Source organism: Dysgonomonas termitidis, from assembly GCF_054657735.1.
The window spans coordinates 1,704,974-1,722,156 of record NZ_BAAHYD010000002.1 but is presented as its reverse complement, the minus strand read 5'-3'; the positions used below and the strand labels follow the sequence as shown (position 1 = coordinate 1,722,156).

At 41.1% G+C, this 17,183-nt stretch carries 17 protein-coding genes; 12 read left to right on the top strand and 5 right to left on the bottom strand.

Annotated features, from left to right (window positions below; translation table 11 throughout):
* Positions 1-56 precede the first annotated feature (56 nt).
* Positions 57-797 carry a monofunctional biosynthetic peptidoglycan transglycosylase gene (gene mtgA, locus ACYQ3L_RS11215; protein WP_379993304.1) on the top strand — a complete coding sequence of 247 codons (741 nt, stop codon included), beginning with the start codon at positions 57-59 and terminating at the stop codon, positions 795-797.
* A 77-nt stretch (positions 798-874) separates the two neighbouring features.
* Here the strand turns inward: mtgA and ACYQ3L_RS11210 are convergent, their stop codons facing one another.
* Complete coding sequence (locus ACYQ3L_RS11210) at positions 875-2,002, bottom strand: GyrI-like domain-containing protein (RefSeq protein WP_379993303.1); 1,128 nt, start codon at positions 2,000-2,002, stop codon at positions 875-877.
* 387 nt (positions 2,003-2,389) lie between these two features.
* Here ACYQ3L_RS11210 and ACYQ3L_RS11205 point away from each other — a divergent pair, with 387 nt between their 5' ends.
* From ACYQ3L_RS11205 to ACYQ3L_RS11185, 5 genes are all read left to right on the top strand, one after another.
* Complete coding sequence (locus tag ACYQ3L_RS11205) at positions 2,390-2,971, top strand: PspC domain-containing protein (protein WP_379993302.1); 582 nt, start codon at positions 2,390-2,392, stop codon at positions 2,969-2,971.
* An 8-nt stretch (positions 2,972-2,979) separates the two neighbouring features.
* The gene (locus ACYQ3L_RS11200; RefSeq protein ID WP_006798402.1) at positions 2,980-3,315 is read left to right on the top strand and encodes a PadR family transcriptional regulator; all 336 of its coding nucleotides are present in this window, start codon (positions 2,980-2,982) and stop codon (positions 3,313-3,315) included.
* A 12-nt stretch (positions 3,316-3,327) separates the two neighbouring features.
* Positions 3,328-4,827: a PspC domain-containing protein gene (locus tag ACYQ3L_RS11195; protein ID WP_379993301.1), complete on the top strand. Its 1,500-nt coding sequence runs from the start codon at positions 3,328-3,330 to the stop codon at positions 4,825-4,827.
* Positions 4,828-5,011: 184 nt separating this feature from the next.
* Complete coding sequence (locus ACYQ3L_RS11190) at positions 5,012-5,488, top strand: hypothetical protein (RefSeq protein WP_379993300.1); 477 nt, start codon at positions 5,012-5,014, stop codon at positions 5,486-5,488.
* A gap of 488 nt (positions 5,489-5,976) precedes the next feature.
* Positions 5,977-6,933 (top strand): tetratricopeptide repeat protein, encoded by a 957-nt coding sequence (locus tag ACYQ3L_RS11185; protein ID WP_379993299.1) that lies wholly within the window; start codon positions 5,977-5,979, stop codon positions 6,931-6,933.
* Positions 6,934-6,938: 5 nt separating this feature from the next.
* Here the strand turns inward: ACYQ3L_RS11185 and ACYQ3L_RS11180 are convergent, their stop codons facing one another.
* From ACYQ3L_RS11180 to ACYQ3L_RS11170, 3 genes are all read right to left on the bottom strand, one after another.
* Complete coding sequence (locus ACYQ3L_RS11180; protein ID WP_459952406.1) at positions 6,939-7,523, bottom strand: DUF1287 domain-containing protein; 585 nt, start codon at positions 7,521-7,523, stop codon at positions 6,939-6,941.
* Between the two features lie 62 nt (positions 7,524-7,585).
* Positions 7,586-8,566 carry an alpha/beta hydrolase family protein gene (locus tag ACYQ3L_RS11175; RefSeq protein WP_379993297.1) on the bottom strand — a complete coding sequence of 327 codons (981 nt, stop codon included), beginning with the start codon at positions 8,564-8,566 and terminating at the stop codon, positions 7,586-7,588.
* 30 nt (positions 8,567-8,596) lie between these two features.
* Positions 8,597-9,367 carry a hypothetical protein gene (locus ACYQ3L_RS11170; protein ID WP_379993296.1) on the bottom strand — a complete coding sequence of 257 codons (771 nt, stop codon included), beginning with the start codon at positions 9,365-9,367 and terminating at the stop codon, positions 8,597-8,599.
* A 282-nt stretch (positions 9,368-9,649) separates the two neighbouring features.
* On the opposite strand from ACYQ3L_RS11170, the gene ACYQ3L_RS11165 reads away from it, so the two are divergent.
* A complete protein-coding gene (locus ACYQ3L_RS11165; RefSeq protein WP_379993295.1) occupies positions 9,650-10,372 on the top strand; it encodes a pirin family protein in 723 nt (240 codons plus the stop codon).
* A 56-nt stretch (positions 10,373-10,428) separates the two neighbouring features.
* On the opposite strand, the gene ACYQ3L_RS11160 is transcribed toward ACYQ3L_RS11165, so the two are convergent.
* On the bottom strand, positions 10,429-11,253 hold the full coding sequence (locus ACYQ3L_RS11160) for an MBL fold metallo-hydrolase (RefSeq protein ID WP_379993294.1): 825 nt from the start codon (positions 11,251-11,253) through the stop codon (positions 10,429-10,431).
* 797 nt (positions 11,254-12,050) lie between these two features.
* Here ACYQ3L_RS11160 and ACYQ3L_RS11155 point away from each other — a divergent pair.
* The 5 genes from ACYQ3L_RS11155 (at position 12,051) to ACYQ3L_RS11135 (ending at position 17,126) form a co-directional block, all read left to right on the top strand.
* A complete protein-coding gene (locus tag ACYQ3L_RS11155; protein ID WP_379993293.1) occupies positions 12,051-12,548 on the top strand; it encodes a hypothetical protein in 498 nt (165 codons plus the stop codon).
* A 66-nt stretch (positions 12,549-12,614) separates the two neighbouring features.
* On the top strand, positions 12,615-12,995 hold the full coding sequence (locus tag ACYQ3L_RS11150; protein ID WP_379993292.1) for a hypothetical protein: 381 nt from the start codon (positions 12,615-12,617) through the stop codon (positions 12,993-12,995).
* A 51-nt stretch (positions 12,996-13,046) separates the two neighbouring features.
* Positions 13,047-13,994, top strand: coding sequence for a S49 family peptidase (locus ACYQ3L_RS11145; protein ID WP_379993291.1), 948 nt, complete (start codon positions 13,047-13,049; stop codon positions 13,992-13,994).
* A gap of 10 nt (positions 13,995-14,004) precedes the next feature.
* Positions 14,005-16,038 (top strand): hypothetical protein, encoded by a 2,034-nt coding sequence (locus ACYQ3L_RS11140; protein ID WP_379993290.1) that lies wholly within the window; start codon positions 14,005-14,007, stop codon positions 16,036-16,038.
* Positions 16,039-16,145: 107 nt separating this feature from the next.
* A complete protein-coding gene (locus ACYQ3L_RS11135; RefSeq protein ID WP_379993289.1) occupies positions 16,146-17,126 on the top strand; it encodes a hypothetical protein in 981 nt (326 codons plus the stop codon).
* Positions 17,127-17,183: the final 57 nt, after the last annotated feature.

Sequence of the window (17,183 nt, the reverse complement as noted above, 5' to 3'; positions counted from 1 at the left end):
ACTAACTTTGCGTTTCAAAGTAAAAAAATATAATCACCCTTTTTATATAAAGAAATATGCTGAAAAAGGTTTTTAAATGGATAAAGAGAATCGTAATATTTCTGTTTGTATTCAGCATATTACAAGTTATCGTTTTCAAATTTGTACCTGTGTATTATACTCCGCTCATGATATGGAACAATGCGACACAACTTTTTTCGGGAGAGGAGGTCGTTTGCAAACATACATGGGTTCCACTCGGTGAAATATCCAAATACCTGCCATTGGCTGTGGTCGCCTCCGAAGACAATTTATTCTTAGACCATTCGGGATTCGATTTCGACCAGATAGAAAAGGCTATGAACGAAGCTGAAAAAGGCAAACGGCAGCGGGGAGCAAGCACTATCAGCCAGCAAACGGCAAAAAATGTTTTCCTTTGGTCAGGCCGTTCCTATATCCGTAAAGGACTGGAAGTCTACTACACATTCCTCATAGAAACCATCTGGGGCAAAGAACGAATCATGGAAGTATATCTCAACTCCATAGAAACAGGTAAAAATATTTATGGCGCGGAAGCCGTTGCACAAGCCCATTTCAAAAAAACAGCAAAAAAACTGACTGCAGGCGAATCTGCCCTGATAGCCGCTACATTGCCCAATCCCATACGGTTCAGTTCGGCAAAGCCATCTCCTTATATTATAAAGCGTCAGGGAAAGATACTGGACTTGATGGGAAAAGTAAGTCCGGTTGATTTTGACAAGGAACCCGAACCCAAAAAAGATGTAAAGAAAAGTACTAAAAAGAACACTAAAAAATAGCATCGTTATGGAAACACGAACAGAAAGAAGTTGGAGAAGCTAGCCGGATAAGTACCTTCTAAATATTGAGGTTTTCCTCAAATTTTACTGACAGGAATATATATTTCCGTCAGTAATTCACTTTCAGGAACCAGCACGGGGCTATTCAGGAATTTGGAGAAAGACATATTGTCCCGTAATTCATATTCACTCTTTGGTATCCAGTACCGGTAAATGTTACAATACACCTTATCCATATCCTTATACGTCCCCCGGTAAGTAAAAACCGCATATAAACCGCCTTCTATTGTTTGCCGTCCCAGGCGCCCACCAGGTCTAACAGCACTCTCAGCATTTATACATGTGTATATCCTGCAATTCTCAGGACTTGTTATAGTAGAAATATCCCGGCTTAATGATAGATATTCATGGTTACTATCGGGTATCCCGTTCACACCGACAATACTGACCAGCTTATCCCATGCCTTGAGAAATGCGTCTGCCTGCTTGTAAGGATTTGCCACACGCAGGTAGAACACTTCTTTCGACGCTATTTTCCTTATTTCAGGTTCTAAAAAAAGGTTCTCCACAGGGCTATCCATCGACACTGTAAGATCGTCGGACTGCATGCGGTAGGCCGATGGCGTAATGCCATATCTCTTTTTAAATGCTTTTGATAATGCCTGAGGACTTTGATAGCCTGCCTGCTCTGCAATATCAGCCAGTGATAATCGCGTAGTATGCAATTTAAATGCCGTTTTTTCTAATCGTAAACGCTGTATATAATCGCCGGGGTTTTCATTCATTACAGCCCTGAATATCCGGTGAAAATGAAAACTCGAAAGCCCGGCTATGCCCGCCAGACCGGAGAGGCTAATGACTGTGGACAGATTATCGTTTATATAGTCTACAGCTTTATTTACCGATTTGTAATATTCCAGATGTGTAAACTGATGAGATTGCCAGCGCTTTAAACCTGGCAGTTTCACTCTTGTTTTTAAGCTTACCTCATTTAATGTAAGGGTGTGCCCATCCAGTTTTTCAGCTTCGTCATGATATTGCAGAGAGTCCTCGACAAATTCATCAAAACTGAAGTCATCTGTATATTTTCCATTCTGAAAACAGAAACAGCAAAAATCTTCATTCGGACTTTTATCTCCATTTGTTCCAAAATGCTCTACTGCCGCCATCGGCATTCCACAACTTTGACATATTTCGTTTCCCATATCAGGCAGACTTTCTTTATTCAACGTCTATGATTAGTAAATCCACAAAAATTCCAAATAATCATAGTATCCTGATTCATAAGCTAATTTATTCAACTCCATATTTGGACAATCATTCTTCAACCAAAAGTATAAAATATGTCTTTATTATCGCTTGTCCATTCTTGCGAAATATGGTAATAAGCAAGAATACTCCCCAACAAGAAAGTTAAATAAAGTTAATATAAGAAAACATTAAACGCATAATTAATTAATAATCAAAATAATACTTACTAACTATTAAATTCATACAGTATTATGTATTGCATGGTACTAATATTTATTTATATATTTGCAATACAAACAACAATGTATAATATAATAAGTGGCATAAAATAATAGTAGGTTATGAAAAAAGTTATAGAAGTTAGCATAGGAGGGATCAACTTCACAATGGAAGACGATGCCTATTACAGACTGAAAGAATACCTGAGACGTTTCGAGGAAACTATTTCCGACAAAAAAGAAGCGCGTGAAGTAATGGAAGACGTGGAAGCGCGTGTTGCCGAAATATTTCAGAAAGAAATGAAATTTTCGAATCAGGTAGTAGACATGAGACTTGTACAAGTTGTCATTGACCACCTGGGCGAAGTGGAACCCAAAAACCAAAATGAGAACCAGGCTTCATCGCAAAGCAGCTATGATCCGGGAGAAGAATACTCCAAGGGGAACAAAAAGTTTTATCGCGACATGGACGACAAAATGCTGGCTGGCGTATGTAGCGGAATTGCAACATATACAGGAGTAGATGTCACCATCATCAGGCTGCTGTTCGTAGCACTGGCATTTGCCTATGGCAGTACCATTCTTGCTTACTTCATTCTGTGGATCGTATCGCCGAGAGCCGAAACCATAGCCCAGAAACTGGAACTAAGAGGGTATGCCCCGACAGCAGATAATATCAGAAAATTTACATCACAACGCAAATAATATACAATATGGAAACAATAAATGTAGACAACATAAAAGCCCAGATGCGCAAAGGAATACTGGAATACTGTATCCTCAGCATCCTGTCGAAAGGCGACGCTTATGTATCGGCCATTATCAACGAACTGAAAGAATCGGAAATGATCGTCGTAGAAGGAACACTTTACCCTCTCCTTACCCGCCAGAAAAATCAGGGATTACTCAGTTATCGCTGGGAAGAATCTACACAAGGACCTCCGCGGAAATATTATACAATCACAGATAAAGGCCGTGCCGTGTTAGACGAACTCGATACCGTATGGACAGATCTGGTCAGGGTTATAGACAATATCAGAAACAAATAAAACCGAAATACGATGAAACCAACTGTAAGAGTGAGCATAGGCGGATTGGCATTCAATCTTGAAGAAGATGCTTTCCATGTCCTCGATAGTTATCTGAAAGCTTTAAGAAGGCATTTCAGCGGAAATCCGGAAGCTGATGAGATCATTGCAGATATAGAGTCGCGCCTCAGTGAGTTACTGCAAATGAGAATCAATGGAAATGACGGCGTAGTATCGATAACCGATGCTCAGGAAATCACAAAAATAATGGGCAATCCGAAGGATTTCGATGAAGCCGTATCCGGAGAAACGGAAGAAGGCATGCCTAAAAACGAATCCTACCATGATAGTGAAAACAGAGATGATCCTTCTAATTTCTTTAAAAAGAAACTGTACAGGGACGAAAATAACAAGCTTATAGGCGGTGTATGCAGCGGCTTCGGTCATTATTTCAAGATTGACCCTACAGCAGTCCGTATCTTTTTGGCAGGTATTGTATTCCTCTTCAGCTTTCTTTCATTCAAAGTAGTGGGAACAATCGTACTGGCATACATTGTGCTATGGATAGTCATGCCGGTGGCAAGGACATTCAATCAAAAACTATCCATGACCGGAGCCGATCCCTCCATTGAAAATATAGAAGACCGCTCCCAGCCTGCTCCGCGAAAGTATAAGGGCAGTGCCATAGGAACCATACTCAATATAATAATAAATATCATTGTCGGGGTCTTTGCCATTATTATCTTTTTCACCATGCTGAGTATGATTATCACATTAGTATGGCTCTATATGGATACAGAATTATTTGGGCTGAATAATTATCTGGTGCTGCTTGGATACAACTCCATCAATCTGAAAATAGCTGTTGTACTGGCAACGTTAATTCCTATAGGAGCTTTGCTCAGCTTACTGATTAAAATATTACGTCGCTCATCATTCACATCACAGACGCTGGTCAGCTTCATCATCGGACTGGTGATATGGATAGGGGCAGTAGTATATATCAGCAATAAGAGTATCAAGTTTGCCCATTCACATAGAGAACAGGCTGAAGCTGTAGAGCATTTACCTGTAAACACAAAGTCAGACACCCTGATTATAAAGCTTGGAGATGAATATCTGACTACAAACCCTCAACCGCAAAACCCGATTATGTTTTACAAAGGGGAAAAAATGAATGACAGACAGGTTTGCATCCTACCATATATAAAAGTCAAACAAGATACATCTTTGACAGATTACAAAGTGGAAATACTCAAGAAAGATTATGCCGACAACAATATTACAGCAAAAAGGAAAGCTGAAGCATTACACCTGGATTATAATATAACCGACTCGCTGATTACTATTAACCCGAAATGGTATAATAATAAAGACAAGTGGAACCTGGAATCATTTGAGGTTATTGTTACTGCTCCGAGCAACAAGAAAGTGATCATGGAAACACCCCTTAAAGAGTCCTATCATATCAATTCTATAAGATTCAACCGCTATGATTGCTTTGGTTATCATTATGATTTTGATTTTGATTGAGCTGTTCCTCAAGATCCTTCGGTGAAACGTTTTTTCATTTTGATAATAAATAGGATTTAGTTCCATCTGTTAAATCGGGTAAAAAGTAGAAATTTTACCCGATTTTCATTAAAAAAACACAACAAAACGGAGGTTTTTTCGTTTATAATATATAATTTTGTGAAATAACCTTAATTTTTGGGTTATGAAAGGTAAATATAGAGAGTACATTTTAATATCAATATTAACTCTGGGGGTTCTGTTGTCGTCGTGTGACAGGGAAGAGAGTGCCTATGCCAAAAGCATAGAAGGGCATTGGATATATACAGAAACAAAAGCGGAGGTGTACGTTACTGATCCTTCTTTAAAGAAAACAATAGAAGATTACATCAATAACAGATACAAGGCTTATAAGGTGAGTTATGAGTTCAAAAACGACAAGACCTATTATTATTATAAAAATTATGCCGAACCGCTAAAAGGCATATACAAAACAATAGATAAGAACTATTTCACAATGGATGACAAGCAAGGAATAAAAACACTTTCCTGTAAGGATTCTGTTATTTATATAGTATCTGACATAAAAGATGAAGTTGTACAAGAATTAAAGATAGACAAGAATAAGATACTGAAAGCCAATACTATGGACATTTTCGAACGTGGTTTGTTCACACACTAACGCTCCATAAACATACCGGAATATTACAGAATAAAAAGAGCTATAGAAAACCTCTTTTCCCATCACCGCAAATACTTAGATAATTAAGTAACAATAAGAGTTTCATTAAAAAATCACAAATAATTGATTTGATGTAACACATCAGTCTTTTTTGCGTTAAATATATATAGAGCATAATACACATAGTACTTTTTATTTTAGATAAAAAAATAACACTACTAATCAGAAAGCATTTATCCGTGAGGCTAGATGCTTTTACTTTTTCACACATTTATAATTAAACATTTGGCCCCGGCAATGACAATTCAAGGAGTGACAAACTATCAGCTAAACGCTAGCAGAATTATACTATCGATAAGCTTTTGAAATAATATTTACAGAAATGATAATATCAGATTATCGCATTGTCACATTATATATAATTTTTTAATATCTTTGTTTTACAATATATCGAGACTAGACGGGCTTATTAATTTCAGGTTTTAGATATGATAAAGATAAAAAACGCAACATTACAAATATTCTTAGAATCACGTATTTACATCGTAATCCTTCTGCTTTCAGCATGCATGTCGTCATGTGGACTTTTCGATAAGGAAATAAAACAAGACAAACATATAGCAGAATTCAGATACCGGATGAACCGGGTTATGGATAGCCTGGATAATCATAAAGGACGCATTAAAGCCTTTGAAGAAATCATTGAACGTATAAATGCTGACGAAGACCTTATCACTCTCCGGAAGAAAAATATACTACTGATAGAAGGGAATACTTTTATAAGTAATGAATATCTTAGCCTGGAAAACTATAAGAAGGCGATAAAGTATGCCAATATTATAATAGATATAGACTCCACTTCTCCGAAAGGATTTTACAACAGGGGATGCATTTATCAGATTATCAATGAAGACAGCCTGGCTATATTAGATTACAACAAAGCCCTTAAACTGAATCCCGACTACTCAGACGCTTATTACAATCGCGGTATTATCTACGAAGAACTGGGCGAGTACGATAAGGCTCTCGAAGATTACAACAGAGCCATTAAGCTAAATCCTTCCTACATTATCGATGTATATACTAACCGGGGAAATACCTATCTGGCTAAAGAAGCGTACGATAAGGCTATCTCTGATTATGGCAAGATACTAGCTATAGATTCTACCAACATAAAAGCGTATAGCAACAGAGCAGGAGCGTATATCATGCAAAAGGAATATGACAAAGCCCTGACAGACTGCAATAAGGCTATAGGACTGGATTCCACAAACATAAACGCCTATCAAAAACGGGCCTCAGTTTATGAAGCGCAAAAAGAATACAAACAGGCATTGGATGACTATGGGAAAATACTACATCTTGACCCGCAAAATAAGTTCGACACACACGAAACCGTAAGAAAAGCGATAAAGAAACTCAGACCTCTCTCCAGATATAAATAGCCATGCTATTTGTAACGGTAATGTCCTGTTATTCTAAAAAAACTAAACAGGCAGTCTTCCAGAACCTGGCCTCTACCTATATTGTGAACAATCAGCGGGCGTTTACTATCCGATGACTTCCGGTCGGTAACGATCCCAACATGCGTGACTCCTCCTCCCAGATCCCATGTCACTATATCTCCGGGTGAATAATCACTCCCTTTATCCGATATTTTCAGTACAATCCCGAAACGCGAGAAATACGTAGCCTGATTGGGAACCCTGCGGTGATCAATATTCCTGTCTGTGGCCTTCATCCCCCATTTCCTGGGGTACTTGCCAAAATTGGCTTTCATATCCACATGTATCTTTTGCTGCAAATCTATACCCAACTTCCGGTATGCCCTTATAATCACATCGGTACATACACCTTTACCGGAAGGCACATCTCCATTAGGATAAGGGATGGAATAATAACGGGGATCATAAGTAACTTTATCTTTTGTCAGCTCTATAGCTGCTGCTGACAGCCGCTTGTAAAAGTCATCCTGCTGAGCATAAATGCACAGATTCATGAGAGAAAACAAAAGTATCATCCGCCATCTTTTCATATACACATGCGTAGCTTAGTTATGGAATACACTATAAGACTTGTCATCATTAATTAGCCGCCTTACTCACTATACACATTCATTTTCTCCAGATTATTCACAAAGTATGAAACAACATTGCACCATTCATCGCCATATTTCAGCAAATAACTCTCATGCGGCGAATCAGGGAATATCTTCAGCTCTTTATGCTTGGAGAGAAGCCGGCTGAATATTCTTTCCGTTTCGGATTCAGGAATATTGGGATCTTTTCCCCCACACATAAGTAATACCGGAACTTGGATCTTCTGCGCGTAATCCTGCGGATTAGCTTCAAATGCGTCAAACCCGTTAATCTTGCCAAACCAGAAAGTAAACATTTTGCTTATGGGAAAGTGTGGCATCTGTAACTTGTCGAGCCGAGCATTCACTGTCTCCTGAAATGTAGCATATGGAGCTTCCAGTACAAGAGCTTTTACCAGCAGGTTATAATCGGCCTGGGCTTTCATTATGGCGACTGCACCCATCGAAAAACCTATCAGGATAATATTTTCTTCCTGAAGCTGACTAACAGCATAGCTATGCGCAAATTTCACATTCTCCGCTTCGAGATAGCCCAGTGTAGTCTGGTTGCCATACGAATCTCCTGCGCCCATAAAATTTACAAGCAGTACATCATAGCCCATATCTAAAAATACCTCTGCCCTATCCAGCATCGATGATTTTTCATCTATATATCCATGGAATGCAATTACCAGTCCCCGCTTCAGTGTATCCGTGTGCAACAGCCATGCATCCAGAAGCCGGCCTTCTCCTGCTGGAATACGAAGAGAGTCGTAGGGCTGCAACGGATATGTCTTTGTACGTGGCCTGGCCAGGTCCAGCCCGCTGACTGCAATCTTAACCGACTCGAAGAATGTCGGCTTATAGTCGAGTGTAAGCGGCCTAGCATTTTCATCGAAATGGGACAGACTATATGCCTGGGCAATAATGGCAACATTTAGTAGTATAAATATTGCAATTAATATTCCAAGCCCTATTTTAAGATGCTTTTTATATTTCATTATCAGGATAATCCACAAACTGATTCAATCTTATTTAGTGTAGAACACAGGCACAAAATAAGGCCTGTTCACCCATTTCCCGCTAAACGGGTTTAATTCGCGTATCACTCCGCCTTCTATTCCGAAGTTTTTGGTTATTTTCACTTCTATAGTACCTCCATAATAAGTCTGAGGATACATATTCATCAATGGGCCGGCCACTCCGTTGCGGTCGCCATTGACAGAATATTGCCCGTAACCATTGAGGCGGATACGGTCATGCAGGATAAATTTAACAGCCCCGTTAACGCCTACATCATTATAAGTAGCGCCAAACAAGTTATATTTTGCCCCGTAAGGTCCGGCAGAGACAACCAGCCAGTCGAGAGGTTGATAGTTGAAGTTCAGGCCTACGTTCCTTGTCGCCCCCAGCAGAGGATATGTATTGTATGACGACGACGATGATAACCACATCCTGTCAGAAAAGGTCTGTCCTCCATAAAAGCTAAAATCATTGGCGAACGGAAAACTCGTAAACGTATTGCTCTCAAGAGGCGGACCCAAATAAACATCCAGGGGCGGCAGACTTACGTCAGGGAGTCTATACATGTCATCCTCATTTATTAAAGGATGATAAAGCGGGGCTTTTGTTTTGGTTTGATTAGTCGCATTCTCATTGTTGAACTGCAGATAATTGTCAAGCTTTTCATTCAGGTTCAACGATTCTTTTTTCAAAGGAGGAAAACTATCCTTGGGCACTTCTGTCTGACTATACACAGTAGCTGAAATTGCCAGTAGTAATATAAAAACCAGTTTTTTCATAACCTTCCGTATTTAATTACTTTAACTGTAAAGTTAATAATTTATTGTTGTTAAAAAAGGCTATTTGTTATTAAATATATGTTTTTTCATATTTCCGGAAAATAAAAGAGGCGACAATGGGGAATCTATACCCATAACTATAAATATATTTATTAATATGTATAATTTTTATTATTTTACAAATACATAAATAAGCGTTAACTTTGTGGTGTAAAAAAACATTATCTCAATTAAAGTGTTTATATTCAAAATATTTACACGACAAACAGAAAGGAATATCTTATGAAGACAACATTGTACCGCGCATCTTCGAGAGGACATGCTTATCATGGATGGCTGGACACATACCATACATTCAGTTTTGCCAATTATTACAATCCGGAACGTATCAATTTCGGTGCGCTTCGTGTAGTGAACGACGATATTGTAAAAGGAGGGGAAGGCTTCGGAACACATCCTCACGATAATATGGAAATCGTATCCATACCCTTGTATGGTGATCTGGAACACAAGGACAGCATGGGACATACCGAAGTAATACGCGCCGGAGAAGTACAGGTTATGAGTGCGGGAACCGGCATCACCCACAGCGAATACAATTCGAATGAAGACAAACCTGTGAACTTCTTTCAGATCTGGGTCTTTCCCGAAAAGAGGAATGTGACGCCTCGCTACGATCAGAGGGCCTTTGACTACATACACAGCAAGAACCAGTTGGTACAGATAGTAGGCCCGAAAGATGACGCAGATAATACCGGATTGTGGATACACCAGAATGCCTGGTTCAATATCGGTACATTTGAAAAAGGAAAGGAAATAGAGTATAAGATAAAAAGAAAAGGCAACGGCGTTTTTGCCATGGTGGTAGAAGGTGAATTTTCTGTCGAAGGGCAGAAACTACATCACCGCGACGGTTTCGGCATACAGGAAACCGATACCGTTAAAATAACTGCCGATTCGGATAATGCACGTATCTTGTTAATAGATGTACCAATGGAATTTTAATGATTGGTAATGTGTAAGTAAGCGAGATGAATGGCCCGGAAAAACTCCGGGCTTTTTTATTTATCCTTATCCGAAGCTATATAATCATCGTTAAGCCTTTTTACTTTACTTGTCTTTACTTTCGCATCATGGCAATAGACCAGCGTATATCCTTTTTTTTCGGCATCAGCCAGAAATCGCTCTTTCTCGGACAATGATGTAAGCGCACAAATATCATAAGCCGAAATCCATTCCAGCGGCACATGAGCCGATGTCGGTACCAGATCGCCGGGAAAGGCATATACTCCGTCATCAGTATTGATACATACAACCAGCTGCCCTTCGCTATGTCCGTCGAAAAGTTGCAACTCAACCCCATCGCATAATAGCGTATCTTCATCTATTAAATGTAATTGCCCCGAATCGTATACAGGCAGGATATTATCTGCAAAAACAGAATCTTTCTCCAAACGGTTAGGCTTCAGATGATTTTCCCACTGTTCCCGGCTAAGCCAGTAGCGGGCATTCGGGAAAGAAGGTACAAGCTCGCCTCTTTCATCCTTACGGGTAGCACCTCCGCAATGATCGAAATGAAGATGCGTAAGCACTACATCCGTTATTTCCGTGGGTGTATATCCTGATTGTTTTACAGCCTCAACTGCATTTTGTAAGTTATACGGACGGTAATAAGATACTTTATCCAGATCCTTATCTCCCATCCCGGCATCTATCAGTATCCGGCGGTCATCTGCTACCGCCAGGACACACCGCATAGCCAGCGGGCACAGGTTTTCGGTATCAGATATGTATTTCCTCTGCCATGCACGTTTTGGCACAGCCCCGAACATGGCCCCGCCGTCGGCCATGATATACCCTGTTTCTATAATCTTAATGTCAAACATACCTCTAAGATATAAAAAAGTTATGAGTTATAAATTATAAGTAAAACAAGATACAAGTTCCTGATTATTAACTGTTGGCTAAAAAAAGAAAGAGACGGTTCTCACAACCACACTATTTACACTTATAACAATATAATTATCAATTTATTACAATCTTATAAATTACATCATATGTCAACAAAGCATCATCTTTCTCTTCAAATAATTAACTATTCTGAATCAATTATAAAGTTCGTCATTTTTTGACGAAGTAGCAAAAATGCCTTTCTAATTCTTTTTCAAGAATCTCAAAATCGAATTTAAAGCCCTTTCCGCATGTTTATTAAAGCTTGCCTAACAGAGATACAAGACATGCTTATAAATCTCACCGTAAGCCATAAAAACAGGCAAAATACCACCCGGAAATAAATAAATCTATCCCTTATAAAAATTCTTTCCTTAAAACAATCAAAAAAAAATTCCCCCTTCCAATCTTCCCCCATGGGGGATAGAGGGGGTCTTAATCTTAATCTATATATTATATAATGTGTAAGAACCACGACATAAATATTAAGTACAACCACAATTTCGACATAAACATCGCTCAAAATTGACGAAGTTTTAAAAATAATCATCTTTCTAATCTAATTCCCATCGATAAAAAGAGCAATACTGACCAGATACCTTTATTATTTTTCCTATATCTTCCCCTATTTGACAATATAATACCATATATTATCAAAATCGAATTATTAAAAGCAATAAGCCTCTAATAACTGTTATATATTTTATACTTTTGATTTGTAATTGATAAAAATATGAACTCGCAAAACTCAATAATAGTCAATATAGATTCTTATCTGGCAGCCTTTATCACAGGTTTGCTCGATGGAGAGAATTATGCGGCTGTTGTTCCTCCGGATCATTATATAGGTACGCTATTATACAGGCTTTTGAGTAAAGTACCGGAAGATTGCAAGTTTATCCCGCCCGTTCATTACCGCAAAAGACAACTGAAACTCTATATAAATTCGCTGGGTACACGCGACAATGTCCGCAAAAGACCCGATTCTTATTACTATTTTCCCCTGTCGAAACAGATTGAGTTTGAAAAAAATATCCGGATCCTGTTCGACGAATTATTTTTCCGTACCTTATCCCTTACCAGGGAGTATACGGACCAGCAAATAAAAATTCTGATAGAGCGGTTTTGCGAAATATATAAAATCGACTATGCGCAGCATTGCGATGCCCTGGTAAAAAAATATTACCGTGCCCGCATGGAAAAGGAAGGTAAACTTCGTACTTATGACTAATGTTAATTTTAATGTTAAATCCAATGTTTTTTTCGTCCACCGATGTCCTGTAAATTTTAACATTTTATGAAAGAAATATGCTCTGTTTTCGATATAATATTAATGGAAGATATTGCTTCCGCCGATAATATAAATGTATACCCGCTACCCGGACGCTCTTTTGACAAACTAACATCTGCCAGTCTCAATGTCGATATGGATAAGGATCTTACCGATTCCGGTGTCGTTTTCTCGCTTACACGCGATATTATAATAGACAAGGTTCCGGAGGCGGTCGCCGCTAAATACGGTTATGCGCGCACATGCATCATGATCGTATATTATACCGATGGCTCCCATACCGTTTATGGCTCTCCTGAATATCCCGTTGTCGCATACATAGTCAGCGGCATGCAGCAGGATATATTATCCGTAGCTCTCAGAACAACCGTTTTCCCTAGCGTATAAGTCCTTTCCACCACGCTATTGTTTGCACAATTTTGTGTCAAACAATAGTGTATGAATCCTTACCTGCAACTCATTTCCCTGCTTTCTTCGGCTTCGGCGCGTTTCTTCTGCTCCGAGGCCGAACTGGCTGCCGCGTTGTTTTCTGTTATCCATTTCGCGGATAAGTTTAATTTCTCCGGAGAAGACTATCCTTCCTACAAGGCCCGCATGGCTTTGGAGTCTGTCCCGCTATTAGCTTCGACTCCGGAGCGGGAAATTTATACTACTACCGATTACTCTTCCGACGAAATTAAGCCCGGATCCATCGCCTACCATCCGGTCAAAGGCCTGATTATGGCCGATTCTTATTGGTGGTTCTCTTCAAAGCAGTTTGTACAGGATCTTACGGCAGCCGAAGCCAATCCTTCCATCAACGCTCATTTTTTACACGTTAAGTCCGGAGGCGGCGAAGCCTGGTATCTTGACGAAGTGGCAAAAACGCTTATAGGCCTTGATAAGCCTGTTTATACATTGGTGGAAAAAGTAGCCGCCAGCGCCGCTTATTATATAGGTGTGCATGGTAAAGTCGTTAAAGCTTTGACACAAAATGACCTGATAGGCAGTATCGGCACCATGGTCGACGGCCTTAATATCATGGGATACTTAGAAAAGATCGGTATTACGCGTATCCGTGAAGTCGCGACCCGTTCCGACCTGAAAAACAAAAAATACGAGGATCTTCTGAAAGGTAAACCCGAACAATTTATCCGTGAGGAACTGGATCCGCTGCAGCAACAATTCGAGGCTGCCGTCCGCGCCGCCCGTCCGCAACTGAATGACCTTCCTGATGACGATCCTGTTTTCCGCGGCGAATCCTTTTATGCTTCACCTCCGGCTATCGAAAAAACGCTGATAGACGGTCTTACCTCTTTTGATTCCGCGCTTGCCGAAACTGACGCTATGGGGAAGGAATGGGCCACAAGGCGGAATAACCGGAAATCCCTAATGTCTTACTTATAATTATAGTAAAATGAAATTTAATTTTTTTCAAGCATTGAACACCGTTCTTCAAATACTCGGTCTGACAGATAAATCGAAAGATAAGAAGATGTCAGAAGACGACTGGAAGAGCGTAGCCTCGGAATATAATACACAAAATCCGGGGCGTGACTTTGACTCCGATGTTGCCGCGGCTCTCCAGGAGGAGAACGCCGCCCGTGCGCAGGCAGAACAGCAGCGAAACCAGATTCTTGACATTGCCAACCGCGTAATGCCTGTAGGATCTACTGGCGACGATGACGATGACAGTGGTGACGATGACGGTAAAGAGCCTCCGAAGCCTTCGGACAATACCGATCCTGTAGCTGCCGTGCAGAAAATGGCTGACGCTATCGAAGCCCTGGCGGCACGTGCCAATATGGATAAGCCGGAAGATGAAACAAAGCCTGTGTTTAATATCAACGGGCCGGGTACAAACAAAACCCATTTCCTGGGTATTACTCATTCCATGTTCTCGCTCGATAAGCGTTGGAACAAGATTGCAGCGAATCCGAATTATCTGAACCAGAGTCCGCAGCCTACTAAAGCTGAAACAAAAGAGTTTACCCGGGAATTCGAATCTTACGGGCAAAGCCTGTCACAGCGTTATGCGTATTTGAAGCAAAACAACATGCTCGACGCTACGCGCCTGATGGCCGGGGAATTTACAAACGATTATTCCGGACTAAATCCTGCCAATCTTCCGGATTACTACCTGATCCGACGCCAGGATGCCCTGATCGCCCGCCTGATTACATTGTATAACGTATACAACGTATTCCCGCGCCGCTATGGTGTTCAGGACCGCGAGATCATGTTCTCCGCATTCTTTGACACAGTATCTCAGGCATGGCAGTTAGGAGAAGTGTTTAAGGGCAAGATGGAGCTTCAGCCGGAACTGGCATACGTCGATGACGCAATGATAAAATTGCTCTTCAAGCCGATGAAGGAAATCGAGCGCATGTATATCGGTTACCTGAATACGGAAGGCTCCGACCCGATGAAGTGGTCGATTATCGAATGGCAGATACTGAATGTAATGACTCAGGCCATCAGCGAGCAGAACCATCGCCGTGTAATGGGTATTTACGTACATCCTGAAACGGGAGTGCCGGGACATTACCTGAACTCGTCCACAGGGATTATTTATACACTTATCCGCTATGCGCATGAGTTCAAACTCAAAATTCATGACGATGCAGCCTATATGGGCTATACTGAAGCTACATTCCTCGAAACCGTTCAGGATATGCTGGAAGATATCAAACTGGCAATCACCGAGGACTATACAGTACCTTTCGAAAGGCTTTCCGTTATCCTGAATGCCAATCACCGCCTGTGGTGGAAAAAGAACTGTCGTGCAAAATATGGCAAGGATCTTGACTTCACCGGTCCCGACAATATGATGAACAAGGTACCGGATATCGACACGCCTATTATCTGGTTGCCTAATGAGGGTAATCTTCCGTTTATCCTGATAGAGGAACCGGGCAACCTGCAATGTATTGAATACCTGCCGGGCGAAATGCTTGCCTTGCAGTTCGAGCGCGGAATGGAGATATACAAGGCATGGAGCGTATGGAAAGAAGGCTCTTCCGCCTCTTTCGTCGGCATTAAGTTTAATACCAAAGCCGCTCTCGATGCCAACAAATTCATGCGCCAGCGTATATTTATGAATAAACCGGCTTCCTTCCTTGTCGATGGATCTACCACTATCGACGGGTCTAAAGGCTTCTGGTTCGTTACGCAGGACAATACCGCCGCTACAGCTCTGGCCGATATCACTACTCCGCGCGACGGGGTAGCCTATATCCTGGAGATCGGAAGCGATACTAATCCTACGACAATAGCCAAGGCCGGCAAGTTCTCGGAGATCACTGCCGCATTCAATCCTACAGCCGTAGGCGACTATATCATGCTGGTTCCGAATTCGGATAAAACGAAATTCTTCGAGCTCGAGCGTACAGTCGGAGGCGTCCGCACTATCAATGCCGCCCTGCAACCTAACGTACCGGGAGTACGATAATAAATAAGAGTGAAAAGTGTAAAACGAAGAACGAAAAATTTTTCACTTTTCACTTTTAATTTTTCACTTTTAATTTAATTAAAAATATGACTCACTTAGATAAACATATGAAATACGTTAATCGGAAAGCCGCAGCGCGCCGCCATATGCTGCTGTCTCGCTTTCTGATGATCATTGGCTTTGTTTTTATTGCCCTTACCGTGTACGGGGCTGTATCCGAGCCTGACAATGCCCTGTATAATATCCTCATTGGTTCCGGTACCGGAACTTACGCCATGTGCGCCATGGTATCTATAAATGATGTTCCGGATCGCGAAGTCGCCGGATCCGCCATCGGGGATAAGATATACCCGATACCTGTGCAGGATATCGATGATAGCGTTCCTTTCCCTACTGTTAATGCGAATCGGGAGGTCACGACTATTCCGATGCTGCCCGGCAAATTCATGCATGCATTCGATACGCATTCCGTACCTACGTTTTTATCCTCCGGTACCAAAGATGCCGGCGCGATAGTGGCAAACGGGACGAATACCTTTACTGCCGTAATGGGTGGTACCCGCGACGAGCTGAAGAATTTTGTGGAAGATTATTTCGGGTTGAAGTTCGTAATAATCTTCAAGCATTGCGAATCCGGTAATATGTACGGTATAGGCAATGCCTGTAAAGGTGTCGTATTTAGCGGCTATGAATACAAGGATGACGCCGACGGCCAGTACCTGACCATGACATTTACCCAGATAACCATCCAGTTGCCATGGACATACATCGGCGCCATTGTACAGCAGAATCCTGCAACCAATGCAGCCGACAGTACCACATTGGCAGTAGTTGCCGGCAACAACCGCTATATCATTCCTGACGGCACGGCAGCTACATATGCTATTAACGCGGTATCCGGCATAACAGCCGCCGACGTGGGAAGGGTTATCACCCTGATTGGCGACGGTGAAACCTATGCTGCTACTGTTCCCGATGGTGGTCCGTTCCTCCTGGTGGATGGCGCCACATGGACGGCATCCAAAGGCTCTCAGCTGAATCTGAAGGTATTCGACGCCAATACGCTGATAGAAGTAAACAGGATATAAATTAACTAATTAGTTACGAGTTACTACGCCCTTCGGGCAGTTACAGTTACAGGAAAA